Below are 22,296 nucleotides of genomic sequence, written 5' to 3'. Positions count from 1 at the left end.
TGAGGAACGCGAAATAATTGAAGCTGTTTGCAAAGTGAACGATAAATTTAACCAGTACCCGCCCACCAAAAATCAGGGTTGCCTGGTTTAGAAAAGTATTTGAAGAAAAGTTAAAAGAGGGAAGGGCCGACATTCTGGCCAATACTGCAAAGAAAAGCTATCTAAGTAAAAGATAGTCTTACAACGGATTCATTATGGTGTTATTCAGATGCAATTCGGATAATACTGTGAATCAAAATGAGGAGGGAAAAAATTTGCCAAGACAGTCGATTGAACTACCAGAGACTGTCAAAGACGGACTTAATAAAATGGCCATATCCTTTGGAATGACTCAGAATGCCCTAATAAATCTTGCCGTCGCGACAATGGTCGCAAAGTTTGATGTTGAAGGCACTAGAATCTTCTTTGATTTGATATCGTTGCCCCACAAAAAGGCTAAATAGCTTAAAAGAACACAAAGAGAGAACTGAGAAGTTCTCCCTTTGTTGTATGACAACAAAATACCAATGACTGACGGACTGACGGACAGACTGACCGACTAATATCTCATCTAATCTACGACAAAATATACCGTCAATTAACGGACACTATACGGCGTCACTAACACTATCCCCCTTAAGCAACAGTAACGATTCTCATAGAGCTAGTGTGCCACCACATTTCTACCTTCCTTTGGTTGAGACCACCATCTTGGGTCTGCGAAGTAAGATAATGGGAATAAATGGATTGCGTATATTACATGTGAATTATAGGAAACTTGACTCTGAAAAGGTTATTTCAAGAGGCATATAGAATATAGTTTGAAGAATGGATTTCATGGAATAGTATTATTGCATACTTGTAGCTTATTATTCACTATAGTCCTATAAGATATGTTATTTTATATAAAAAATAAGATCTAGAATTAATTCTAGACCTTGTAAAAGCTAATTAAGACAATATAATCTAGCTACCTCTCTTTAAATTCATATCTTTTTAGTTAATTACTTGAAATGCATTTTTTAGGACAAGCAAGTTGACATGCACCGCAGTCAACACAACCAGATTCCTTGATTGTTCTCTTTCTATCTTTCTCTTCTGTGATACATCCAATAATGCATACTCGTTGGCAAGTTCCACAACCTACACAATCTAATTTATTAATTTTTCTAGGCATAATTCTCTTCTCATCAAAAAAATTATAATGTTTGTTTACAAGAAGTAACTGTAACTTCTAATGTTCTTGTAAGGAATGGACACTTTTCTTTCATCATCTTAAAGTTATCTCCATCTTTTAGGAATTTGGCAGTTCCTTCAAGTGAAAATCCAGTTCCCATATATTTGTAGCCCATTACTTCCTTACTACCAAGAGTCAATTTAACTTTAGGGTTAGCATTAATATTTTCTTCTGTTTTAATCATAGCAGCTGCAGGAATTAAAATTTTATTTCCTTCTACAATAATTAAATAACTGTTCCATGTATTAGAGATATGAGCTTCATTATTTGAACAGGTTACAATAGAAACTACACCTTCATGATTTAGAACTTCAAAAAATTTTTCTGTAAACATTTCATAATCCCTCTTTCTCAAAAATATGGATAGCAACTATCGTCGATAAATATTGTCCATAAAGAGAGTATAATTTTATTCCCTTTTTGTCAATAGAAATATTTTATAAAAGAGTATATATTTAATGCTGTATGAGAGGTTATTATCAATAAAGGAAAAGATAATATATCAAAGGAGTACGAAAAATGAAATTTTCAGTAGGAGTAGAATATGCAATACATTGCTTATTATACATGGTAAACGCAGAAGAAGGTAAATCTGTGGGAATAAGGGATTTAGCGACATTTCAAGGTATCTCGGAAACTTATTTATCAAAAGTATATGCAAAATTAAGTAAGTCAGGAATTATAAAATCTATACCAGGTGTAAAAGGTGGTTATGCACTAGCTCGTAATGCAGAAGAAATAACATTTTGGGATGTTGTTGAAGCAGTAGAAGGAAGTGAACCATTTTTTCAGTGTGCAGAAATTCGACAAAATAATATATTATTAGACAAAGACAATTTACCAGATACATATACCAAATGTCCTTGTTTGATAAAAGTTGTAATGTCAGAAGCAGAAGAGGAAATGAGAAAATATTTAAGTAATAAGACATTGGCCTGGCTATATGATGAGGTATATAACAAAATACTTCCGAAGGAAATGAAACATGCAACAATTGAATGGTTTAATAATGCAAGGAAGTAGTGATAAGGTGACCTATACCATGGCTAACTCGGAACAAAGTTAGTTCACATTTTTCTTATACTGCCTACGATATATCATTAACCAAACATGTCCTTTCCCCGGAATCCATAAATCTAGTCCCTTTAATTGGATTATAAACGTAAGGCTCAATATCGTGAAATCCAAATTTCATGTATAAATCTTGCGAAGGGCAATACACCCTGCTTCTCTACCATCAACTAAAGCTAATATTAAAACTCCATTAGGGGGACCATACTTTCCCGGTAAAGTGTTGAATTCTGTTTCGAAGTCTTGGAAAGTAAGATCTATAGTGAGCGATTGAGAATACTCTAAAAAAAGTTGTTTGACTTCTTCAAGTCTATCTGGGCCAGTTATAATCTTGAATTGTATAATATGGTTCTGATAATCAACCGTTGTTGTCATAAAATATAAGCCTCCGATTTGTGCCTTTTGTGCTTTGCCCATTACCTACAACTCCCTTATGACCTATCCCACCAGGCAACCACATCCATCCTGCAGGATTGAAGGAGTCCGGTAGGTTGACTGGTAACTGGGCTTTATTACGGCGGCTATTTCTTCTGGAGGTAGCTGGGGTGTTAGTGGGCGAGGAGATATTTTCTAGAAGATGTTTATTTCTGATTATTTACTTGTTTTGAATAAATAGAGTAAAATAGATTAAAGAATATTAAGATTGAGGGGTTACATGTCTATTTTACTCATATTAGCGGTAATTTCCGTAGTCTTCCTTGGTGCTTTAACGAGAACAACTTTTGGTTTTGGTGAAGCAGTTATAAGTATGCCATTACTCACTCTACTTCCAATTAGTCTACACACCGCCGTATCCTTAATGGGGTTTGTCGGGCTAACAGCCGCCTTGCTTGCAGTTATTACAGGCTGGCGTCATATTGACACTACATCGCTACTCCCGCTTGTTTTTGCTGCTCTTGTTGGCATTCCAGTTGGGCTTTTTATGGTAACCTTCGTCCCGGTGAAAGCCATCACTGGCTTGCTTGGTGCTGTGCTTATCACTTACGGAATTTACTCTATTCGCCAAAGTCGAGTTGCACTACAGAATACATTGTCTATGAAAATTCATAGCCGGTGGGGCCTATTATTTGGTTTTTTCTCCGGCGTATTTGGCAGTGCATACAACTTCAATGGTGTACCAGTGGCAATCTACGGTTCATTGCGTAAATGGCACCCTGATAAATTTCGGAGTACTATGCAGGCCTATTTTTTCATATCAGGGGCCCTAATTGTTGCTGGACAAGGTATCGGTGGATTTTGGACTAGCGACGTGTTTACTCTTTTTGGACTCTCTTTACCAGCAATACTTGCAGCAACTATAGTTGGTACGATGATTCATCGACATATTCCTACGGCCAAATTTCAACGATACGTGTTTTTCCTTATTACAGCATTAGGAACAGTACTACTAGTAAAATCCTTTATTTCTTAATGATGAGCAATTTAGCTTCCACTTGATTTCTACCGATCATTGCTAAGGAATTGACTCATTATGTATTATATCAACATTATTTACTTAATTTAACTGCACGAGATTTGATGCAATAAAGATTAAATTGAGCACTGCTTCTACGGCATTCCCACCACGCACAAAACAATGCTCTAAGCCATATTCACTCTTAAGGTTGTTAAAGATTGAGTTCTCTATATCCCAACGCGCTCTAATGATTTTGTATAACTTTTAAGATCTGTGGTTTAATTTGGACACTCTTGCCAGTTGCTTTTCCTTAAATTCGAATAGTTCATAGACCAGCCAGAACTATCGTACGAATGGTAATAGGAACTGCCGTATTATTGGTAAACCTATGGATAGGTATTCTTAAACAAGAGATACTTGGCTGCAAAGATTTTTCTAGCCGATAACCAATCCCCCTGCACGTTAGATGTACTTTTCTGTCCATCACGTACAGAGGGATTCTTAATTCTTAATTCTTAATTCTTAATTCTTATTTCTTAGTCCATGATATATTATCAATCGTTTCCACTTTCGCTTCTTAGCTATTCATAACGCAGAGCATCAATTGGGTGTAATTTTGCAGCCTTTCGAGCAGGAAATACTCCGAAAATTATCCCAATAGCAAACGAGAAAGCAAAGGCCATAATGATCGGAGATGTTGAGATTTGAGTTGTTATTCCCGCAAATTTGTTGAGTAAGGATGAACCTCCGGATCCAAACAGAATTCCTAGAACACCGCCGAGCATACTTATAATCACCGCTTCTATTAAGAACTGAAGCATAATCGTTTTTCGTTTGGCACCGATGGCTTTGCGAATTCCTATTTCGCGCGTTCGCTCTGTCACAGAAACCAACATGATGTTCATGATTCCTATTCCCCCGACTAAGAGGGAAATTGCCGCAACTCCACTGAGTAAGAGAGTCAAGGATTGGGATACACCTTCGGCGGTTGACAAGATATCCGTTTGACTCGTTACCGTAAAGTCATTGGTTGCGTTGAAGCTCAGGCCATGCTGTTGGCGCAAAATTTGGGTAATCTCGCCGCTAGCCGTATCCATTAAATCAGAGCTTTTTGCTTCTACATAAATTGTGCGAATACTATCTGAGCCGATGAGCCTTGTCTCAGCCGAAGAGATCGGCACCACAATTTGGTCATCATTATTGCTCGCTCCGCTCGACCCTTTGCTTTGCAAGATTCCAATGACTTGGAAAGGGACTTGATTTATATTAATGGTTTGTCCAACCATGTTGGTATTGGGATTACCCGTTAAATCTTGTACTACCGTCGTACCAATCACTGCTACCTGAGCATTATCTTGGTTTTCTTGATCGGTAAAGAATCGTCCAATACTTGCTTGCTGATTACGGACATCTGCATAGGAAGGGGTTGTTCCTACAACCTGTGTGCTCGTGTTCTCACTTCCATAAACCACCTGTGCCTGTTTACTGGTTGTGGGGGCAACACTTGCCACGGCATCAGCGCTGCTTTTAATGGCATTGACATCATCCATGGTCATATTGTTTAAACTTCCCATGCCGCCTTTGACGCCAGCTGTGTTGGACTGACCCGGTGTTACAATGAGTAAATTCGACCCCAATCCTTGGATCTGACCTGCTACCGATGCCTTGGCGCCTTGACCAATGGAGACCATAATAATCACGGCACCCACTCCAATGATGATTCCCAACATCGTAAGAACTGAACGAAGTTTATTCGATCTCAGGCCACGCAATGCAATCCTGATATTTTCCAGAAAATTCATCAGCTGGCCACCTCCGATCGCCAATTAATGTTCAAATTTAAAGGTTCGCCTTCGGCGATACTTCTATTTTTAACAATCTCATCCCGATCAATAGAGCCATCTTTGAAATGAATAATCCGCTTGCTGTATTGAGCTATATCCGGTTCGTGAGTAACCAGGACTATGGTAATTCCCAGAGTATTCAATTGCTGAAAGATATTCATAACCTCTATACTTGATTTGCTGTCAAGATTTCCAGTCGGTTCATCCGCCATTAAAATTACAGGATTATTCACAAGGGAGCGGGCAATAGCAACCCTCTGCTGTTGCCCCCCGGACAATTCATTGGGCTTATGGTGAAGCCGTGAAGAGAGTCCTACTGCAGTCAGAGCATTGGTGGCTCTGATCCGTCTTTCCCGAGCACCAATCCCGTTATAAAGCATGGGCAATTCAACATTTTCTAACGCCGTCGTTCGGGATAAAAGGTTAAAGCTCTGGAAAACGAAGCCGATCTTTTGATTGCGAATTTCGGCTAGTTCATCCTCACGGGCATGGTTGATATTTAAGTCATCTAACAAATACTCTCCCGAGGTCACGGTATCTAAACAACCGAGAATGTTCATCATCGTCGATTTACCGGAACCGGAGGGCCCCATGATGGCCACAAATTCTCCGTCCTCTATCTTTAAATTAATCCCCGACAGTGCTCTTAGTTCGACATCTCCCGTTTTATAAATTTTTAATATATCTTTAAGGATAATCATTCAATCACCTGCTTTCTAACCTTGAGTTCTGCTCGATGAACCGCCATTGCCGCCTGAATATCCTCCTCGGCCTCCTCCGGCACCGCCGCCATAGCCTCCCATGCCTCCGCCGTAGCCGCCGAAATTGCCAGTGCTTCCGCCTAAGGCTTTATTTAGGGAATTCCCCGATTGTGAGGTTTGGGATTTCGTTGGCGAGCTCGTGCTTCGGATTCCTAGCACGATTTTATCGCCCGCTTGGAGTCCTTGAACAACTTCGACATTCTTGCCATCGTCTAACCCAGTTTGGATGGTTTGAGTAACCGGTACCGTGGAACCAGTTTTCAGCAAGGAAACGGTTTCATTAGAACCCTTGGTATGAACTGCCGAACTTGGTATCGTGAGAACGTTTTGTTTTTGAGCAATAATGATCGTTACGTTAGCACTCATTCCAGATTTCATTTCATTATCTTTATTGGTAACATTAATCGTTACGTTGAAGGTGGTTACACCGCTTTGCGATGTGCCCGTTGGGCTCACTTGAGTCACTTTTCCTGAAAAAGTCTGTCCCTGATAGGCATCCAAGGTGATATTGGCCGCTTGCCCGACACTGACTTTGCCAATGTCCACTTGATTGACAGGAACGACCACTTGCATCGTGTCAGAAGTACCTATCATAGAGATCAAAGCGCTGTTTCCTTGGCTTCCTGTACTATTTGAAGAGGATTGACTACTTGATGAAGTTCCACTTGATGAACCTGAGCCAACCTGACCATTGACAGCGGTAATTATGCCAGCGGCAGGTGCCTTGATAATAGTATCCGCAAGAGCAGTCTCTGCGGAATCATAAGCGATTTGGGCTGAAGAAAGTTGAAGCTGAGCAGCTTCTAGATTAGCGCTGTTGGATCCGGCTTGATCAACTTTTGCTTGGGCTTGGATTAGGTTTGCTTGCGCTGTGTCGAGCTGTTCTTGAGCCTGACTTGGATCAAGCTTCGCTAATTGTTGACCGGCCTTCACCGAATCGCCGACTTTAACATCAATCTCGGTAATTTTCCCTCCGCTGCCTGAAGATAAATCGTATTGATTGAGCGGTTGAATCGTTCCTGATGCACTGACTGATTTCTCGACAGTACCCATTCTTACTGTTCCTGTAATATAACTTGGTGTATCTGCTTTAGCATTTTGGGTGTTATAGAGTATATTTCCACCAACTAGTGCTACAGCTACAATTAGGACACCTGAGATAACCCAATCAATTCGTCTTCTTTTCATAACTTGCACACTCCTGTTTTTTACTGAGATTTTTTCGAAGTATTTTCAACGACAAGTGCAATATTAACACAACCAAAACAGGAATGTGTGAAGAAATTATGAATTTAATAACCAAACATTATTTGATTTACTGGAAAAATTGTCATCAGTTTCTATTTACAATTAAATGTTTATAGTTTAAATTTAATAAACTCACAATTAATTTATTTTCATTATATTTTTAAGCAAAGTCCAGTTTTGACACATATCTTTGTTAAGTTTCAAGAAATAGAATTGCATTTTTTAATGATTGAATCCTATCCTTCTTTAACAATTTCTTATAAAAATATTAATGTTAAGGATACATTTCCTTTATAGTTTGTCCATTCTTCTTATATATAATGAAACTAATCACATACAAGTTTCGAACTAAATATGAAGGAGTTGCTTTATGAAAAGGAGTTTGTCGGCCCTATTATTTCTTGCAACCTTTTTCGTTTTCGGCTTCGCTCAAACTGCACAAGCATCCACAGGCAATACTTATTAGAAGTCGACTCGACTGGCCCTGAGGTCACTCAGGTGCAAACCGAACTGAACTACCTGGGTGATAATGTTGGTAGTCCTGACGGTATCTTCGGTGCAAAAACCAAAGCGGGAGTTGTTGATTTTCAAAGAGCAAACTCTTTAAGTGTCGATGGCATCGTTGGAGCAAACACAAGTGAAGCCTTGACCAACGCTTATGCTGAAAGAAAATCTGTCATGGGGCTTCCAGATTTCCGGGCAAGTTGTAAAGCGAACGTTCCCATATAGTTGGCCGACAGCCTCAGGTTTAGTTTGGTCGTCGAAAAGTTATTCCAGGTTACAAAGGGAACACTGTGCAGCGTAAAATAATCTTGATACGAGTTATCACCTTTAATAAATCCCGCTTCTCGATAGACGCTATAGTTGTCCCCCAACATTGGAAGGTGATCACCATAAAAATTACTTCTGTCGGTTGTTTTATCTGTTTTAAACCCTCAATGAGTTGCTTGAGCGATTGATCAACATCTGCAATTGTATTACAGGAATTATTCAGCAAGGCCTGAGAATCTGGGCTTAAATGACTGTCCTTAACCTTAATGGTGTTTTGAGGATTCTCAACACTGGAATAAGGACCGTGGTTCTCCATGGAAATAGCATAAAAAAAATCTGGTTTCTGAGTTTCTTTGACTTCGTCAAGAATTTTCTGAGTTAGCTCTGTATCTCGAATTATTGTCCTTTGTATTCAGGCCTGTCAAAGAACTCCTTACTGATAAATTTATCAAAGCCCATTTCTTTATACACATTGTTTCGATTATAAAACCAGTTGTCATAAGTGTGAATGGCTGAAGTAGCATACCCTTGTCTGTGGAGTATGCTCGGTAGTGCCTCGATCGGCCTGATCATATATTGAGCATAGGGAATTACATCCAAATAAATAGCCACTCCCTTCTCCTTGAGTTGACGTACATATTTCAAAGTGTCGAGAGTATTGCGAGCAAATCTACTAATTGACTTGGTAATCACCATATCGATCTTGCCAGCCATACATTCCTCTATCATGCGATTGAAACCCTCACGTTTCTTGGTGTTCGTACCGCTGATTCCTTCGTCCGAGAAAATATCTACAAATTCCCAAGCTGGATTGTTCTGGATATAAGAGGTGTAATGCTCAACCTGCGCCTGATAGCTGGAAATTTGTTCCTCATTATCTGTTGAAACCCGAGCATAAGCACAAACTCTAAGTTTTGCGGTAGCCTCTAAACCCTTTAACTCTTGCATCGATTTTGCTGGAATCACTGTTACTGTTGCCATTATAAAAAAACCTCCCTAAAAATATCGTGGCCTCGCTTCAAGGTGTATGTTTCCTCAAAAGCAAGGCCATTTTTTAATTGGAATATTAATTTGGTTCGCTCTTTGACCACTATTTTTTCGACTATCTTCCGATACAAATCATCGTTAAATTCTGTGAGGTTACCACATTGGGCCTCAAGTATGGTTTCAGCCATCCAATCAGATCGTTCCGTTTGAAGCCCAGTTAATCTGACCACGAGATTTTCGTGTTCAGCTTTCACCAAATTGTGGTCTGCATAGCCCTTTTCTTCTATTAAAAATAGCGCCCGTTCTTGTTTAATAAGTTTCCCAATTTCCTCATCTAACTTCGCGATGCGCTCATTATCTAAGTCAGTTAACTTTTCTCGTTCAAGTCGAACCTTATACTCTTCTAGCATCTTGGCCCGGTTACTATAAAGCTGGTTAAACATCCTTACAAACAGGCATTTAATTGTCTCTTCTTTAATCCTCCCAACATCACACGAAATTTTTCTTCCTATTATATGGTGTTGCAAATCCAGCAAACCGACTCCGCTACCGTCCCGCAATTATCTATATGCCTTTGTTTGCCTCCATAGAAAACACTTTGTGTAATATACGTGTGAACTACATATCCACTCGAGCTAATCTCGTCCTCTTGAAGCTGCGGCAGTATACCATTTAGAATACGATCGTAATGAATTAACTCATCATTCATTATTGTCTCTTTAAAGAGCTCATGGGCAGTTCTCTGAACATATTGATAAGCTTCGTCTGGGGTTCCTCCGGTTAATAATCTTTTTACCATCATGGCATAGAGACAGCATCCTCTTCCATTCAATTACCCCCAAAAGTTCAATTGCTTTTAATGTTGTATAACGGTAATAACTTTACAAGTTCATCGATAATTTCCTGTTCACGTATCCGTTTCTTTTTTTCAAAGGCTTTAGTTCGGAGTCTAGAAAAAACCATTTCTGCCTCTTCAATGTCCTCTTTCTCAATGCCCTCAGGAGACAAAGGTTCTCCCCCTACTTTTCTGCCTAATTCCCATTTTAGTTTATCAAAGTGATATTCCAACGCTTCGGGAATGTAGTAAATATCCAATGGCACATTATACTCTGGATTATGATAAACTGGCTCATCAGAATCTATGCTGCAATCATAATCACGGTCAAGGGAGTACATATCATCCTCTTTTAATTCTTCTAAGGCACTTCTTACTTCAGCACCAACTAAGCCTGCATCAATTAAATTTTTTGTAATATCATTCATACTTCCTACCTCCAGGTCATTCTTTTTCAACCTCTTTTACGAATTTCATCTTTTATCAATGATCTTGAAATATCCATAGCTTTTATCATGCTCTTAAAGCGAGTGTGATGAGAGGTACCCTCCGCAAATTTTTGCTGTGCTTTTTCGCATTTGCTGATAATTGAAGACACGGGTCGCAGTGCTTCTATCAATTCATCTTTTGTATACTTGTCCAAAACATTTTCATCAGTTATTAATGATTTTGAAATATACATTGCTTTTATCCTATTCTTAAGGAGTGAGTGCTGAGAGGTGCCTTCCAGAAATTTTGGCTGCGTTTTTTCACATCTACTAATAATTGAAAAAACAATTTTTAGAGCTTTTTCTAATTCTTCTCTTGTATAGTTGTCCAGAGTATTTCACCTCAAATTCTGATTTATTTCTTTTGTTAAATAATCTTTACTTCACCATTTCCTACAAACGTTCATTAATAAGTATTCGCATTACGGCAAGTATTTACCTCTATAGGATGTGTCCTATAATGGGCGCTATGACAAGTTTCAGGTACATCCACTACTCAAAAAACGCCAAATTCAGGCATGAGTGCCAATTTTGGCGTTTTCTAATCTAGCCTTTTGAGCGTTTCTTAGACGAACGATCATCTTCTAAATTCTCCATATTGCTTTGATTCTCTATAATGTTGACATCTAGAAAACTACTGGTATGAAGCTGGGTGTTCGTCCTGGGAGGACTGTCTTTGGCAATAAGCCATATAATTTAAATTGAATTAAAAGGCCGCCACAATAATTAAACTTAACCGTATAATATTCCATATTACGGTAACCATAAAACAACTATTAGGAGGTGATCCTATGACCTTTATAACAAGCTTTTCTAAGATGTTATCATACATTGCCAAAAGTGATCCCTTATCTTATTATTTATCGTATTCTATGGAAGAAAACGAAAATCAAGCAGAATCAAAAAATGAATCCCTAGAATAGTTGAAACTAAAAGAGCTATCCGACGGGTAGCTCTTAATCATCATCACTTAACATTTCCCATGATTAAACTATAACGAATAACATCGCCCGATGGTTACACCAGGGTTGTAGGACATGATAGCTCTGTATGGTGTGTATTGCAAGTCAATATTTAATAAGAGTTTCGTTAAATGGGTCTTTAGCGAAGGTAAGTTACCCCTACTTTTGTTCTGGAAACTCAAATGAAGAATAGTAATTTACGTAGGGGTTAAACTTATGTTTATGCATAAAAAATCTTACTAGTATCAAACTATCAACAGAAAAGAGCAAAGGTTGTGTTTTATCTGTCTACATTATTTTATCCATCGTATATATTAATAGCTTTCATAATCGTAATTCTAACCATCCCCCAGAAAGATTTAAAAAACTACTTTATTTACGGTGTGCTTTTTGGAGGATTTGGTGATGTAGTAGTAGTTGGCTTATTTCAGAATGTACTACACATTATATGCTTTAAAAATGCTGGCATTTTTAATGTTTTAGGAGAAAATTTACTTTCTCCTCCCAGTTGGATTTTAACCGTTATGATCTTTCTCCGTTTTTTACCGTTACAAAAGTTATTTCAATATGCTTATGTTTTAGGATTTGCGGTTTTCAGTGTTGGATATGGTTACTTGGTTCATAATGTAGGCTTATTTGATTTTAAACCCTGGTATTATCCATACTTTGCTTATCTTACTTTTTTGTTTTGGTGGACAACTATTACCTGGGTATTCGTCAAAACAAGCTCTCTTATAAGGAACCCTATTTAAAAAATAACATTCCGTTCCAGAGTACAACCCAACTCTTAGAATTAAACTAATAAGGTTAATTGGTTCACTAAACTCCCACTTATCGAACATCAAATCTTAGATCCATTTATATCTTCCACAAGAACCACTTACACGTATTTAGCTCATACTTCAATTGAAATTGTTTCATTAGCCCATGGATCTCACTCTGACAATCATAAATCCTCATTCGGTTTCCGGCAATTTTCTCTTCAGATATTCTTATAATTATCTCAACTTTAATAACGTTGCCTTCATGCCGAAAGCGAATCGGACGCGATGTACCGGGGATATCAAACCATGCGATCATTTCGATAGGAGCCATAACGCCTTTCATCTCTAGCCACACTTCGCCCAATCACCCGTAATACATTCGGTGCATCCTCCGATATGTATTAGTTTGTTGTGGCATACAGGGCATTGATCATGGACAATTAACCATTCTTCACAGGGTTCCGTACAATAGGATTTCCTATTACACTCAGCGCAGACATCTTTCATTTTTATTGCCTCTCAGTACATATATTTGGTTGTATATAGAACTTACGTTCCCATTGTTCAGTTCTCTTTTTTTACATCAACATTTCTTACATAAAATTATATCAACCCTCATCGACAAAAAATTGAAGAGGGTTGATAATTCCATTTTAGATACATATGCTATACCAAACAAAAGTTTTATTCATGCGAAAGGGAGTGATTTTATCATGCTATCCTAATAAATTAAATGATACTGGAATATTTGTTCATGAAATACAAACACCTGTGCCAAGAGAGCTCTACAGGATTTTTCCTTATGAGAGCTTCCGGATCAGAGCAGAAATTTTAATAGACTTCTTAAGCATAAACCATAAACTTCAATTTCAAGTAATAAATTATAACCCTCATGAGGTAAATTTAGAAGATCTAACGCAGGAAGAATTTACTCAATTTTGCTTTCATTTCTGTAATTCAGAACAGGGAATTTACGTTGATCGATTAACATTGCCTTTGCAACTTAGACGAAGAGGGATCGGAACTTATTGTATTAATTGGCTAAAAGATTTTGCAAGCGATTTTGGGTTTAGGTATATTATTCTCGGTTCCCTTACCGAGGCCCGTTCATTCTGGATTAAGATGGGGTTTAGACTTCTTACAAATGGTGAATTAAGCAGTTTTCCAGGTTATCAAGGGCGCTACAATCGATAGTAAACATCCACATCTACAAATCGGAGAAATAACTTACTAGTTCATCAGGAGCAATTTAGCTTCCATTTGATTTCTACCGATCATTGCTAAGGAATTGACTCATTATGTATTATATCAACATTATTTACTTAATTTAACTGCACGGAGGCTACACCTTCCCCTACCCCAAAATTAGCTTTCTTATTTACTATTATTTCTCTATGAACTACTAAAAACTGTTTCGGCATTAGACTTCAGCAGATATAGTCCTTTTAATAAAAGCCTTACCATTTCTCGTTGAGTTGTGAAATGGTTTCTCAGTCGCCTCACCAAAAATAACTGCATGAGATAGATTTGATGCAATAAAGATTAAATTGAGCACTGCTTCTACGGCATTCCCGCCGCGCACAAAACAATGCTCTAAGCCATATTCACTCTTAAGGTTGTTAAAGATTGAGTTCTCTATATCCCAACGCGCTCTAATGATTTTGAACAAAGTTTTATGGGCCATATCCATAGAGGTCGTCACTATCATAAGTTGTGTACGCTTCTTGTCCTTATGTTGCATTGTAAATTTTACAAAACGTAACGGTTGATCAACATTGTCCATGGTAAATGTTGACTCGTAAACTTCTACTTTCTCGAATCCCTTTTCATCTTCCCAAACACCAACTGTCTTCGACTTATTTGTCTTCTTTCTTGCTGACCGCAAACTCTTATTATTATTATTATTTTTTGCTCGGACTATGGTATCAATGCCGAGGTTTTTGCAGTGGTTAATCCAAACTGAATTACAGGCAAGGGCATCATAAACGACAACATCCATTAATCTTTTTTGGCTCTTCATGGTGCTTGAAAGCAACCTTTTCGCAACGTTCAGCTCACCCTCATCCTTTGAAGCAGAATCTTCTCCGGGCCTGTACATTTCAAAGCCAATCACCAGTTTGGAACCTTTACCCACTGTTGATATGACAGCGCCACTATGGAAACTATGGATCTTATTGCCTTTGATATTTTTCAAGCATTCTGGACAACTTTTCTTATTGCTCCCAAAAAACTTTGTTCCATCAATCGTTCCATTGTCGAAAACTTTATTCTCAACAGCTGTTTTTACGATGTTTTGATTGACTTGTTTTAGTCCTTCGAGATCTAGGACCTTCAGCGTATCTCTAATGGCATCAATTTGCGGCAGCTTAGTTCTTCGGGGAAATAGTTTACTAAACTCATGATTCTTTATCATAAAATTCAGCTCGTTAAAGCTTTTTATTCTAAGCAAAAAACCTAAAAGCACAGGCAGAATAACTTGACCCGTGCAATAAGTGGGCTTAACTCTTCCGTCAGATAATTGATTCAAACCATGATCTATCTGATAAACATTCTTCATGTAGTTTACTAATTTTACAAAGTCGTTCTTTCGCATTTCATCCTCTCTTCCAATCTGATTTTAGCAGGAAGCAAGAGAGAGAAAAAGTCCGAATTTGATACACTTCTGAAATCTGTAATATTACCAGTGAGATCAATGGTTTAATTGTGCTAGAGGCTAAACTGCTGCGTTCTAGGTGGACATATATTCACAAAAATTATCGCTTACTTATTAACTTAATCCTGTAAAAGTTTTTCCTTTTTGGATAAGAATTTTTCCATTGCATCACTAATTTTAATATCCATGCGTTCAGCCAAAATAATTATCCACCATATACATTCGCCGAGCTTATATTCCAGTTCAGGTACAGTTTTCCCATTTGTCAGCCAACGCCCCTGTTGAGACATTGTCAAACGACCGACCAATCCAGCATCTGTTAGAAAAGCTAGTGCATCTTCTTCGACTGACCATTCCTTTTCATGGTACTGCTTTTCCAAATTGTGATAGTGCTTTCTTATTTGAACAGAACGTTCAACAACTTCACTTAAGTTCATATCTTTCATGTTATTCCTTTTCCCCTATATATTATTTAAGTTTTATCGGTTCTTAAAATGGTGAGGGCATGTTCTTATATGATCATCAACCATGCCTATTGCTTGCATAAATGAGTATATTATTACTGGACCCACGAATTTAAAATTTCGTTGTTTTAAATCTTTACTGATTTGTTCTGAGAGAGTAGTCTGAGCAGGAATATCTCCATCAGATTCCCAATGATTTATCACTGGTTTAAAATCAACGTAACGCCACAAAAAATTCGAAAAACTTCCAAATTCCGATTGGATTTTGATAACTTCTTTGGCATTGCTTCTTACAGCTTTTAGTTTCGATAGATGTTTAATAACATTATATTGATCTTTGATACCTTCGAGTTTTTCGTCGCTCAGCATTGAGCAATAGGTGATATCAAAATTGTGGAAAGCTCTTTGATAATCTTCTCTTTTGGAAAGTACTATATTCCATGATAATCCTGATTGAGCACCTTCTAATATAAGCATTTCAAATATATATGAATCATCATGACTTGGAACACACCACTCATTGTCATGATACTCCTTCATCAATTGATTTTTTCCAGGCCATAAACATGCACTCATAAAAAGTCCCTCCCAGTCATCCTACAAATGTTCATTTTTGATATAGTTTTGGCGCCCCAAAATCCTAGCGCTAAATCTTATACAAAAACCACTTGCAGGTATTCAATTCATACTTTAGCTGAAATTGCTTCATCAACCCATGTACCTCGCTCTGACGTTCATAGACCTTCATTCGATTACCAGCAATCTTCTCTTCAGATATTCTTTTTATCATTTCAACCTTCACAACATTGCCGTCATGCCTAAAGTGAATTGGACGCGGTGTTCCAGGAATATCAAACCATATCAACCACACTTCGCCCAATCACCTGTGATGCACTCAGTACATCCACCGATATGTATGAGTTTGTTGTGGCATACAGGGCATTGATCGTGGGCAATTAGCCATTCTTCACAGGGTTCCGTACAATAGGATTTTCCTATTACACTCAGCACAGACATCTCTCATTTTTATTGCCTCTTAGTACATATATTTGGTTGTTTATTGAACAAATGTTCTATTATAACCACATTTAGATAAAATATCAATACTACAAGCCTAACATCCCTCATCGACAAATCCTTGAGGGATGTTAGGTTTCGTTTGAGGATAAAAAGTCAACCTTTAATCAAGGTCAAATCATTATTTGCTATTAATTAATCACTTAATCGTATGAAAATAGGTCATTATTCTTACAAGCCCTCATATAAATTTATTACTTGTACAAATAATGAGAGGAGCCAAAATGAAAATGAATAAACGCAAGTTAAAAACGATTATATCTATAGCAGCCGGGATCACGATTATTACCTTAACGACAACAGGATGTAATAGTAAAATGCTTTCATCAACTCAAAAACAAGCCCCAGACAATGCCCAAGCAACTCTTTCTACGATGACACCAACAACCGAGCAATCATCTACTACAACTTCCAAGGGATCTAAATTAGCAAAAACTAGTTCTAAATCCACAGCTAATAAATCCGAAACAAGCACAGAACTTACTAATGAACTTAAGACGTATTTGAAAACAAATTATGGAATAGGATCTCACGAAAAATCTTGGTATAAATACATCTCTCGAATAGCAGTTAATGGTAAGAGTGTCACAATTAATACTAGTCTTCACACTGACAAGAAAGTTGCAACTGCTATAGCCAACGCCGTTCTAGGTTGGCCTAAATTTAGTGGTATCGTTACTATCGAAGGCTCAAATGGTAGTACTCTTGCAAAAGAATCAAAATCTTAAAATAATAGGTAGTTAAAAAGTTATCCTCCAATTGACTCTACTTTTGGAAGGTAACTTTTTTTCTTAGTATATACATCCATTCATTTAATTCACGCCTTAGTACATATGTGGTTTAAAATAACTAAACATTTTTTGAACCACATAATTTTACTTAGATCCGCATCTGTCCATTCGAACAATTGGCTAAAGCTCCTTAATTTAATATTGGATAATTCTAGAGGAGATTTAGCTTATTTATCGAATTACTAATTATGGAATTTTATGGAAGGAGAAACAGCTTTAATGATGTACGGCAAAGCTAGTCCTCTAAGATCACATTTTGGTAAAATCCTAGGTCTTTTTATTTTAGTGCTCGTTATTTCCACTACAGTTTTCGTAAAAAATTATTATTTTAATTCTAATTCACTTAAAAAACCTAATAAGCCCCCGTCATCTGCCAATGCAACTTTAAATAACAATCGTTCCGAATCATTGGATCAACTAAATCCCACGAGAACCTCCGCCGGCCCAATCAAAGTGGTGTATGAACTTCCGGAGAAACAGCCCGTAGTCTATATCACTATTGATGACGGTTGGTATCCAAACGAAGAAGTTATAAAGTTAATGCAACAATACCATCTACCCATTACTACTTTTCTTATAGAACAGGCTGCTCAGAAACATCCTGACTTTTGGCTTAAATTTATAAAGGCTGGTGGACACATCGAAGACCATACTGTTAACCACCCTTATTTGACGCATTTGTCACCTACAGATCAAAAAAATCAGATCTCTCAACCTATAGATTATTTAAGCCAGTTCGGTTCGCCACCTAATGAGTTACGGCCACCTTACGGAGATTTCAATTCTGAAGTCGGACAAGCAGCCCATGATTCTGGAATTAAATATATCGTAATGTGGGATGCAGAAATGGAAAACTCCAGATTTACTACTAGAAGCGGTCTGGGTCTTAAGGCAGGAGATATTATACTTTTACATTGGGTTCCTGGACTGGATCAGGAACTTATGAAGCTATTGAACATCATTCAGAAACAGAATTTAGGTATAGCTGATTTAACCCAGGCATTAACTGGAGAGCCTTTAACAATAAGTTGGATAAAAGCACCAATTCCTATCCCCAAACCCATACCAACAACGTCTACCGAAACCAGTACCACTACTTCCGGAAATCCTAAAACTCCTGGAACCGCTGGTACTCCTAGAACTTCTAACACTTCCGGAACCTCTAATACTCCCGGAGCCTCTAATACTCCCGGAACTTCTAACACTTCCGGAACCTCTAATACTCCCGGAGCCTCTAATACTCCCGGAACCTCTAACACTTCCGGAACCTCTAACACTTCCGGAACCTCTAACACTCCCGGAGCCTCTAATACTCCTGAAAACCCTGACACTTGGGGAGCATAAACAAGACTTTATAAAATATGGTCCCCGGTGTCATGAAAAACACCGGGGTTCAGTCCGTCTAAAAATTACCCACATTTTGACCAATCACCCGTTATACACTCCGTGCATCCCGCAACATGGATAAGCTTATTCCCGCAAACCGGGCATTTATCATTTTCAATTAACCAGCTTTCACATGGATACATACAATAGAATTGTCGTTTACACTCAGCACATATATCTTTGTAAAGAATGCCATGGTAAAGGAAGTATCCATACAGCGGAGGGGAAGAAACTTATCCAGTTTATTAGGTTTTGGATGAATCCGAATTATTAGATTCAATTGGGTTCGTATTGGAATAATAAATATCGTCCGACTTAAGAAGAGAACGGCTGCTAAACCATGTCTGAGGTTCAGATATGTAGCCCTGCCCATACCCTTAGGCCGTTCGTTTAGCATAAAATTCGTTGATCAATCTGTCCAGCTTATCACTAACTTTAATCACTCTTGGATCCTTTAGGTCTTTATCTGCTGCAGCTTTTATCATTTGCAATCTCAGTTTTTCAATTCGTTTTTCTAATTCCATAATAATATCACTCTTTCTTTAGCTTTTATCAGAAATTGCGAAGCTCCTCAATAGGGTGAACAAAAAGCCACATGATAACAATGTGATGATCAATCTCATAATAAACCATCTCTTTCAATCTGATTTGGTGGTCATTGCCTTATGCTTAATAGAGTAACCGATATTATTTAAGTTTACGTGAAATATATATGAAAATTCAATTAAACATCTGTGAAAAATCACCACGCATGGAACTCAGTTTACAATCACAAACATTAAAACCTAAATTAGAATTAGATTTGCTTTTCCAGAGGATGAAATAGACCCCTTCAATTCTAAAGGTTCACTAAGAATCTGCTCAGCCTGTGATTTGTTAATGACTCCATTATCGACCATACACTGCACGACAATACGTTGCCGTTGCCGAGCGAGTGTCAGGTTATGATATGGATCATAAACACTTGGGGCATTAGGAATACCTGCAAGCATGGTTAATTCTTTCGAGGAACTTTTGCGGAAATGATTTAGAGTCTCCTGCGTTCAATTCTGACGGAGTTCTTCCAAAGTATTTCTCTGCTGCTTGATACAATCCGTTAGCCCCATGACCGAAGTAAATGACATTGGCGTAGAAGGCAAATGTTTCTTGCTTACTCATCGTGTCATAGAGTCCAATTGCGTAGATACCGATCACACAACAATTGATTCATAATACCTTGTTAGCAAATACCTCGCGAGATGACTCAGTGAGACAACAATTTGCTGAATATTGCCTGGCTATGCGCTGCTGCTGGTGTTTCGCGGTCCGGATACTACCATTACCTTGAAACGAAAGACCTCAGACGACAACGTGAAGAACAAGACCAAAAGGATTTCCTAATAATTGTGGAAGCTTACCGATTTCGTGGTTACAATAAGGGAGCCCGCGGTATTTACATGCGGCTTCTTCATATGGCTCCTCCGGTGCACATGAACATTAAGAAAATCCGACGTTTGATGAACAAATATCGACTTTTCTGTCCTATTCGCAAAGCAAATCCGTACCAGAGAATGGCCAAAGCACTGAAAACCAACAATGTGGCTCCCAACCTGCTGAACCGGGAATTTGAAACACACGGCCCCCGCGCTGTTCTGCTGACGGATATTACCTACATAATTAATGGAAAGGCGCCACGGTGCTATATGTCTACTATCATTGACGCCTGTACAAAAGAGTTGCTCGCTTGGGTACTGAGTGAATCTCTCGAAATTGATTTTGTTCTGGAAACTGTGAACCAGCTCGTCAAGAATTATGGTATCTCTTTGACAGCTGAGACCCTGATTAATTCGGATCAAGGGTCACACTACACAAGTATAAAGTTTATCCAACTGATAAAGGCAGTGAACTGAGGCAGTCTATGTCCCGAAAGGCAAATTGTTGGGATAACGCTCCGCAGGAATCCTTTTACGGTCACATGAAAGATGAAATTGACATTTCTCAATGCACAACATTTGAAGGAATTCACCAAGTGATCAGCGATTAGACTCCTAGCAGTTACTTTTAACTATTTTTACTCATTCCCATACAACAACCTAAAAAAATCCTAGAGCAAAAAAAATGTTGTAATGTCTAATAAATCCTTACTTTTTTATTCCGGCATTCCTGCTGAGAAGTACATTATACTTAAATATTAAACAAGGGAGAATTCATTCCAAGTAACACCTTATCAAAAAGGGCATTCAAACTGCAGTTCAGTTTAAATGCCCTTTGCTAGTCACGTTAGGGTTTTATTTTCCTGCATAATGACAAGTGAAAAACTTCAGAAAGTCTTTAGTTTTTCCCTCCCTAAGTCTTTATTTTTATCAAGTATGATAGATTTCGACGAAGGGAAGTGTATACATGTCTATTAAAAATTCCAATCTCGCCTTAAATTCAGCGAACAAGTTATTTTTCCTAAGGAAGTTTATAGAATCCCCATTCCAAATAGGGAGTGTTACACCTAGTTCAAAGTTTCTTGCTGCAAAAATGCTCGAACCTCTCGATTGGAGAAGTATAAGGTCTATTGCAGAGTTAGGTGCAGGTACGGGTGTATTCACAAAATATATTGACTCATTTAAGCATCCGGATTGTAAAGCTGCTGTGTTCGAAAAAGACCATGAAATGCGGTGCAAACTGAAGACTTGTTACCCTGAAATGATGTATTTCGAAGATGCACTAGCCTTATCCGAACAGCTCCAAGCGGCTGAAATAGGTTCACTTGATGCCGTTGTTTCAGGATTGCCCTTCACGTTATTTGAAGCATCTGTTCGAAAACGTATCATTGATGGTGTTATAAACTCTTTAAAACCAAACGGAATCTTTGTTACGTTCCAATATTCTCTGCAGATGAAAACAATGCTAATGAATAATTTCTCACAGGTTGAGATCTCCTTTGTACCACTTAATATCCCGCCAGCCTTCGTCTACGTCTGTCGTAAGTAGGAGGAAGTGAGATGCATTATGATATATTACTCAATTTAATTGTGCACTACGGCTATTTAGCCTTATTCTTTGCATTATGGTTGGGGATTGTTGGAATGCCCATTCCTGATGAAGCTATCGTGATGACGGGCGGATTGGTAACTACACTTGGCTTACTTCACCCGATCCCAGCGTTTATTCTTACCTATATGGGAGTTGTATCAGGTTTATCTGTAGGATATTTCCTAGGAAATCGTATTGGTGTAAAAATTCTTGATCGAGTAATAAAGAATAAACAATCAACCGGGAGCTATCTTGTTAAATCCCAAGCTATACTGAATAAATTCGGAAAGTATGCTCTGGTTATTAGCTACTTTTTGCCGGTAGTTCGCCATCTGATGCCGTACCTTGTAGGAATCGGCAAAATGCCTTATCCTAAATATGCATTATATTCTTATTCAACAGGCTTAATATGGACCTTAATCTATTTCTTCCTGGGAAGGCTATTTGGAAATTATATTGAACAGCTTAGTATTCTAGTCGAAAAGTATGGCTGGTATACACTTGGCATATTAGCTGTAGTTTTCCTAGTCTTACGCTTGTATCATTATGCAAAACCAAGCCCAACTGTTTAGGAGGTTT

At 38.1% G+C, this 22,296-nt stretch carries 33 protein-coding genes and 1 pseudogene; 12 read left to right on the top strand and 22 right to left on the bottom strand.

Annotated elements, in window-relative coordinates; all coding sequences use genetic code 11:
- The first annotated feature begins 254 nt into the window (after positions 1–254).
- Positions 255–443 (top strand): hypothetical protein, encoded by a 189-nt coding sequence (locus DEAC_RS12135; RefSeq protein ID WP_047810301.1) that lies wholly within the window; start codon positions 255–257, stop codon positions 441–443.
- 536 nt (positions 444–979) lie between these two features.
- On the opposite strand, the gene DEAC_RS22755 is transcribed toward DEAC_RS12135, so the two are convergent.
- Positions 980–1,156 (bottom strand): 4Fe-4S binding protein, encoded by a 177-nt coding sequence (locus tag DEAC_RS22755; RefSeq protein WP_083996120.1) that lies wholly within the window; start codon positions 1,154–1,156, stop codon positions 980–982.
- Between the two features lie 22 nt (positions 1,157–1,178).
- Positions 1,179–1,550, bottom strand: a complete 372-nt coding sequence (locus DEAC_RS12130) for a pyridoxamine 5'-phosphate oxidase family protein (RefSeq protein WP_047810300.1) — start codon at positions 1,548–1,550, stop codon at positions 1,179–1,181.
- A gap of 185 nt (positions 1,551–1,735) precedes the next feature.
- On the opposite strand from DEAC_RS12130, the gene DEAC_RS12125 reads away from it, so the two are divergent.
- On the top strand, positions 1,736–2,239 hold the full coding sequence (locus DEAC_RS12125; protein WP_047810299.1) for an RrF2 family transcriptional regulator: 504 nt from the start codon (positions 1,736–1,738) through the stop codon (positions 2,237–2,239).
- 168 nt (positions 2,240–2,407) lie between these two features.
- Here the strand turns inward: DEAC_RS12125 and DEAC_RS12120 are convergent, their stop codons facing one another.
- Positions 2,408–2,704, bottom strand: coding sequence for a hypothetical protein (locus DEAC_RS12120; RefSeq protein ID WP_053006412.1), 297 nt, complete (start codon positions 2,702–2,704; stop codon positions 2,408–2,410).
- Between the two features lie 238 nt (positions 2,705–2,942).
- Between DEAC_RS12120 and DEAC_RS12115 the strand changes: the two genes are divergently transcribed.
- Complete coding sequence (locus DEAC_RS12115; protein ID WP_047810298.1) at positions 2,943–3,698, top strand: sulfite exporter TauE/SafE family protein; 756 nt, start codon at positions 2,943–2,945, stop codon at positions 3,696–3,698.
- A gap of 84 nt (positions 3,699–3,782) precedes the next feature.
- Here the strand turns inward: DEAC_RS12115 and DEAC_RS22750 are convergent, their stop codons facing one another.
- From DEAC_RS22750 to DEAC_RS12100, 4 genes are all read right to left on the bottom strand, one after another.
- Positions 3,783–3,932 (bottom strand): transposase, encoded by a 150-nt coding sequence (locus DEAC_RS22750; RefSeq protein WP_282434454.1) that lies wholly within the window; start codon positions 3,930–3,932, stop codon positions 3,783–3,785.
- A 332-nt stretch (positions 3,933–4,264) separates the two neighbouring features.
- Positions 4,265–5,485 (bottom strand): ABC transporter permease, encoded by a 1,221-nt coding sequence (locus tag DEAC_RS12110; RefSeq protein ID WP_047810297.1) that lies wholly within the window; start codon positions 5,483–5,485, stop codon positions 4,265–4,267.
- The gene (locus DEAC_RS12105; protein ID WP_047810296.1) at positions 5,485–6,228 is read right to left on the bottom strand and encodes an ABC transporter ATP-binding protein; all 744 of its coding nucleotides are present in this window, start codon (positions 6,226–6,228) and stop codon (positions 5,485–5,487) included. Before DEAC_RS12105 ends, DEAC_RS12110 begins: the two co-directional genes overlap by 1 nt.
- Positions 6,229–6,243: 15 nt before the next feature.
- Positions 6,244–7,476 (bottom strand): efflux RND transporter periplasmic adaptor subunit, encoded by a 1,233-nt coding sequence (locus DEAC_RS12100; RefSeq protein WP_047810295.1) that lies wholly within the window; start codon positions 7,474–7,476, stop codon positions 6,244–6,246.
- A gap of 414 nt (positions 7,477–7,890) precedes the next feature.
- Between DEAC_RS12100 and DEAC_RS22745 the strand changes: the two genes are divergently transcribed.
- Positions 7,891–8,265, top strand: a complete 375-nt coding sequence (locus tag DEAC_RS22745) for a peptidoglycan-binding domain-containing protein (protein ID WP_083996118.1) — start codon at positions 7,891–7,893, stop codon at positions 8,263–8,265.
- A 49-nt stretch (positions 8,266–8,314) separates the two neighbouring features.
- Here the strand turns inward: DEAC_RS22745 and DEAC_RS24570 are convergent, their stop codons facing one another.
- The 7 genes and pseudogenes from DEAC_RS24570 to DEAC_RS12065 all read right to left on the bottom strand — a co-directional run bounded on the left by DEAC_RS24570 (position 8,315) and on the right by DEAC_RS12065 (position 10,949).
- Positions 8,315–8,677 carry a sulfatase-like hydrolase/transferase gene (locus DEAC_RS24570; RefSeq protein ID WP_282434453.1) on the bottom strand — a complete coding sequence of 121 codons (363 nt, stop codon included), beginning with the start codon at positions 8,675–8,677 and terminating at the stop codon, positions 8,315–8,317.
- A gap of 26 nt (positions 8,678–8,703) precedes the next feature.
- Positions 8,704–8,880, bottom strand: coding sequence for a sulfatase-like hydrolase/transferase (locus DEAC_RS24565; RefSeq protein ID WP_282434452.1), 177 nt, complete (start codon positions 8,878–8,880; stop codon positions 8,704–8,706).
- 21 nt (positions 8,881–8,901) lie between these two features.
- Positions 8,902–9,288: pseudogene (locus DEAC_RS23745) on the bottom strand (recombinase family protein); the annotation flags it as partial.
- Complete coding sequence (locus DEAC_RS12080) at positions 9,288–9,737, bottom strand: hypothetical protein (RefSeq protein ID WP_152671397.1); 450 nt, start codon at positions 9,735–9,737, stop codon at positions 9,288–9,290. The gene DEAC_RS12080 and the pseudogene DEAC_RS23745, both read right to left, overlap by 1 nt.
- 68 nt (positions 9,738–9,805) lie before the next feature.
- Entirely contained in the window at positions 9,806–10,096 is a 291-nt protein-coding gene (locus DEAC_RS12075) for a hypothetical protein (RefSeq protein ID WP_047810292.1), read from the bottom strand.
- Between the two features lie 44 nt (positions 10,097–10,140).
- Positions 10,141–10,557, bottom strand: a complete 417-nt coding sequence (locus DEAC_RS12070; RefSeq protein ID WP_047810291.1) for a hypothetical protein — start codon at positions 10,555–10,557, stop codon at positions 10,141–10,143.
- Between the two features lie 26 nt (positions 10,558–10,583).
- Positions 10,584–10,949: a hypothetical protein gene (locus DEAC_RS12065; RefSeq protein WP_047810290.1), complete on the bottom strand. Its 366-nt coding sequence runs from the start codon at positions 10,947–10,949 to the stop codon at positions 10,584–10,586.
- A 459-nt stretch (positions 10,950–11,408) separates the two neighbouring features.
- On the opposite strand from DEAC_RS12065, the gene DEAC_RS24560 reads away from it, so the two are divergent.
- Together DEAC_RS24560 and DEAC_RS12060 are read left to right on the top strand one after the other, a co-directional pair.
- Entirely contained in the window at positions 11,409–11,540 is a 132-nt protein-coding gene (locus DEAC_RS24560; RefSeq protein WP_282434450.1) for a hypothetical protein, read from the top strand.
- A gap of 314 nt (positions 11,541–11,854) precedes the next feature.
- Complete coding sequence (locus DEAC_RS12060) at positions 11,855–12,331, top strand: hypothetical protein (RefSeq protein ID WP_047810289.1); 477 nt, start codon at positions 11,855–11,857, stop codon at positions 12,329–12,331.
- Between the two features lie 106 nt (positions 12,332–12,437).
- Here DEAC_RS12060 and DEAC_RS12055 read toward each other — a convergent pair whose 3' ends face one another.
- Together DEAC_RS12055 and DEAC_RS23895 are read right to left on the bottom strand one after the other, a co-directional pair.
- On the bottom strand, positions 12,438–12,698 hold the full coding sequence (locus DEAC_RS12055; RefSeq protein WP_345788165.1) for a hypothetical protein: 261 nt from the start codon (positions 12,696–12,698) through the stop codon (positions 12,438–12,440).
- Entirely contained in the window at positions 12,689–12,850 is a 162-nt protein-coding gene (locus DEAC_RS23895) for a hypothetical protein (RefSeq protein ID WP_200903129.1), read from the bottom strand. The genes DEAC_RS12055 and DEAC_RS23895 overlap by 10 nt, the downstream gene beginning before the upstream one ends.
- 156 nt (positions 12,851–13,006) lie before the next feature.
- On the opposite strand from DEAC_RS23895, the gene DEAC_RS12050 reads away from it, so the two are divergent.
- A complete protein-coding gene (locus tag DEAC_RS12050) occupies positions 13,007–13,537 on the top strand; it encodes a GNAT family N-acetyltransferase (RefSeq protein WP_047810288.1) in 531 nt (176 codons plus the stop codon).
- Positions 13,538–13,763: 226 nt separating this feature from the next.
- On the opposite strand, the gene DEAC_RS24210 is transcribed toward DEAC_RS12050, so the two are convergent.
- The 4 genes from DEAC_RS24210 to DEAC_RS12030 all read right to left on the bottom strand — a co-directional run bounded on the left by DEAC_RS24210 (position 13,764) and on the right by DEAC_RS12030 (position 16,331).
- Positions 13,764–14,936 carry a transposase gene (locus DEAC_RS24210; protein ID WP_242847144.1) on the bottom strand — a complete coding sequence of 391 codons (1,173 nt, stop codon included), beginning with the start codon at positions 14,934–14,936 and terminating at the stop codon, positions 13,764–13,766.
- Positions 14,937–15,115: 179 nt separating this feature from the next.
- Positions 15,116–15,442, bottom strand: coding sequence for a MazG-like protein (locus tag DEAC_RS12040; protein ID WP_047810287.1), 327 nt, complete (start codon positions 15,440–15,442; stop codon positions 15,116–15,118).
- Between the two features lie 33 nt (positions 15,443–15,475).
- Entirely contained in the window at positions 15,476–16,036 is a 561-nt protein-coding gene (locus tag DEAC_RS12035) for a DNA-3-methyladenine glycosylase I (RefSeq protein WP_047810286.1), read from the bottom strand.
- A 70-nt stretch (positions 16,037–16,106) separates the two neighbouring features.
- Entirely contained in the window at positions 16,107–16,331 is a 225-nt protein-coding gene (locus DEAC_RS12030; RefSeq protein WP_047810285.1) for a hypothetical protein, read from the bottom strand.
- Between the two features lie 430 nt (positions 16,332–16,761).
- On the opposite strand from DEAC_RS12030, the gene DEAC_RS12025 reads away from it, so the two are divergent.
- Together DEAC_RS12025 and DEAC_RS12020 are read left to right on the top strand one after the other, a co-directional pair.
- On the top strand, positions 16,762–17,265 hold the full coding sequence (locus DEAC_RS12025; RefSeq protein WP_047810284.1) for a hypothetical protein: 504 nt from the start codon (positions 16,762–16,764) through the stop codon (positions 17,263–17,265).
- A 261-nt stretch (positions 17,266–17,526) separates the two neighbouring features.
- Positions 17,527–18,672, top strand: coding sequence for a polysaccharide deacetylase family protein (locus DEAC_RS12020; protein WP_242847143.1), 1,146 nt, complete (start codon positions 17,527–17,529; stop codon positions 18,670–18,672).
- 419 nt (positions 18,673–19,091) lie between these two features.
- On the opposite strand, the gene DEAC_RS12015 is transcribed toward DEAC_RS12020, so the two are convergent.
- Both DEAC_RS12015 and DEAC_RS24555 read right to left on the bottom strand, forming a co-directional pair.
- A complete protein-coding gene (locus DEAC_RS12015) occupies positions 19,092–19,238 on the bottom strand; it encodes an aspartyl-phosphate phosphatase Spo0E family protein (RefSeq protein WP_047810282.1) in 147 nt (48 codons plus the stop codon).
- Between the two features lie 448 nt (positions 19,239–19,686).
- The gene (locus DEAC_RS24555) at positions 19,687–19,908 is read right to left on the bottom strand and encodes a transglycosylase domain-containing protein (RefSeq protein ID WP_282434449.1); all 222 of its coding nucleotides are present in this window, start codon (positions 19,906–19,908) and stop codon (positions 19,687–19,689) included.
- A gap of 65 nt (positions 19,909–19,973) precedes the next feature.
- Here DEAC_RS24555 and DEAC_RS12005 point away from each other — a divergent pair, with 65 nt between their 5' ends.
- From DEAC_RS12005 to DEAC_RS11995, 3 genes are all read left to right on the top strand, one after another.
- Positions 19,974–20,603: a DDE-type integrase/transposase/recombinase gene (locus DEAC_RS12005; protein ID WP_053006409.1), complete on the top strand. Its 630-nt coding sequence runs from the start codon at positions 19,974–19,976 to the stop codon at positions 20,601–20,603.
- Between the two features lie 490 nt (positions 20,604–21,093).
- A complete protein-coding gene (locus DEAC_RS12000; RefSeq protein ID WP_047810281.1) occupies positions 21,094–21,675 on the top strand; it encodes a class I SAM-dependent methyltransferase in 582 nt (193 codons plus the stop codon).
- A gap of 11 nt (positions 21,676–21,686) precedes the next feature.
- Positions 21,687–22,289 carry a DedA family protein gene (locus tag DEAC_RS11995; protein ID WP_047810280.1) on the top strand — a complete coding sequence of 201 codons (603 nt, stop codon included), beginning with the start codon at positions 21,687–21,689 and terminating at the stop codon, positions 22,287–22,289.
- Positions 22,290–22,296: the final 7 nt, after the last annotated feature.

This window comes from Desulfosporosinus acididurans, assembly GCF_001029285.1.
GTDB classification, from domain to species: Bacteria; Bacillota; Desulfitobacteriia; order Desulfitobacteriales; family Desulfitobacteriaceae; genus Desulfosporosinus; species Desulfosporosinus acididurans.
Note: the sequence above shows the minus strand (reverse complement) of the source record. Positions and strands in the feature narration are given on the sequence as shown.

Excerpts from the sequence above, each read along its gene's own strand:
- DEAC_RS22755 (WP_083996120.1), bottom strand. The coding sequence starts at position 1,156 with ATGCCTAGAAAAATTAATAAATTAGATTGTGTAGGTTGTGGAACTTGC.
- DEAC_RS12130 (WP_047810300.1), bottom strand. The coding sequence starts at position 1,550 with ATGTTTACAGAAAAATTTTTTGAAGTTCTAAATCATGAAGGTGTAGTT.
- DEAC_RS12125 (WP_047810299.1), top strand. The coding sequence starts at position 1,736 with ATGAAATTTTCAGTAGGAGTAGAATATGCAATACATTGCTTATTATAC.
- DEAC_RS12120 (WP_053006412.1), bottom strand. The coding sequence starts at position 2,704 with ATGGGCAAAGCACAAAAGGCACAAATCGGAGGCTTATATTTTATGACA.
- DEAC_RS12115 (WP_047810298.1), top strand. The coding sequence starts at position 2,943 with ATGTCTATTTTACTCATATTAGCGGTAATTTCCGTAGTCTTCCTTGGT.
- DEAC_RS12110 (WP_047810297.1), bottom strand. The coding sequence starts at position 5,485 with ATGAATTTTCTGGAAAATATCAGGATTGCATTGCGTGGCCTGAGATCG.
- DEAC_RS12105 (WP_047810296.1), bottom strand. The coding sequence starts at position 6,228 with ATGATTATCCTTAAAGATATATTAAAAATTTATAAAACGGGAGATGTC.
- DEAC_RS12100 (WP_047810295.1), bottom strand. The coding sequence starts at position 7,476 with ATGAAAAGAAGACGAATTGATTGGGTTATCTCAGGTGTCCTAATTGTA.
- DEAC_RS22745 (WP_083996118.1), top strand. The coding sequence starts at position 7,891 with ATGAAGGAGTTGCTTTATGAAAAGGAGTTTGTCGGCCCTATTATTTCT.
- DEAC_RS24565 (WP_282434452.1), bottom strand. The coding sequence starts at position 8,880 with ATGATCAGGCCGATCGAGGCACTACCGAGCATACTCCACAGACAAGGG.
- DEAC_RS12080 (WP_152671397.1), bottom strand. The coding sequence starts at position 9,737 with ATGTTTAACCAGCTTTATAGTAACCGGGCCAAGATGCTAGAAGAGTAT.
- DEAC_RS12075 (WP_047810292.1), bottom strand. The coding sequence starts at position 10,096 with ATGATGGTAAAAAGATTATTAACCGGAGGAACCCCAGACGAAGCTTAT.
- DEAC_RS12070 (WP_047810291.1), bottom strand. The coding sequence starts at position 10,557 with ATGAATGATATTACAAAAAATTTAATTGATGCAGGCTTAGTTGGTGCT.
- DEAC_RS24560 (WP_282434450.1), top strand. The coding sequence starts at position 11,409 with ATGACCTTTATAACAAGCTTTTCTAAGATGTTATCATACATTGCCAAA.
- DEAC_RS23895 (WP_200903129.1), bottom strand. The coding sequence starts at position 12,850 with ATGAAAGATGTCTGCGCTGAGTGTAATAGGAAATCCTATTGTACGGAA.
- DEAC_RS12050 (WP_047810288.1), top strand. The coding sequence starts at position 13,007 with ATGCTATACCAAACAAAAGTTTTATTCATGCGAAAGGGAGTGATTTTA.
- DEAC_RS24210 (WP_242847144.1), bottom strand. The coding sequence starts at position 14,936 with ATGCGAAAGAACGACTTTGTAAAATTAGTAAACTACATGAAGAATGTT.
- DEAC_RS12040 (WP_047810287.1), bottom strand. The coding sequence starts at position 15,442 with ATGAAAGATATGAACTTAAGTGAAGTTGTTGAACGTTCTGTTCAAATA.
- DEAC_RS12035 (WP_047810286.1), bottom strand. The coding sequence starts at position 16,036 with ATGAGTGCATGTTTATGGCCTGGAAAAAATCAATTGATGAAGGAGTAT.
- DEAC_RS12025 (WP_047810284.1), top strand. The coding sequence starts at position 16,762 with ATGAAAATGAATAAACGCAAGTTAAAAACGATTATATCTATAGCAGCC.
- DEAC_RS12020 (WP_242847143.1), top strand. The coding sequence starts at position 17,527 with ATGGAAGGAGAAACAGCTTTAATGATGTACGGCAAAGCTAGTCCTCTA.
- DEAC_RS12015 (WP_047810282.1), bottom strand. The coding sequence starts at position 19,238 with ATGGAATTAGAAAAACGAATTGAAAAACTGAGATTGCAAATGATAAAA.
- DEAC_RS12000 (WP_047810281.1), top strand. The coding sequence starts at position 21,094 with ATGTCTATTAAAAATTCCAATCTCGCCTTAAATTCAGCGAACAAGTTA.
- DEAC_RS11995 (WP_047810280.1), top strand. The coding sequence starts at position 21,687 with ATGCATTATGATATATTACTCAATTTAATTGTGCACTACGGCTATTTA.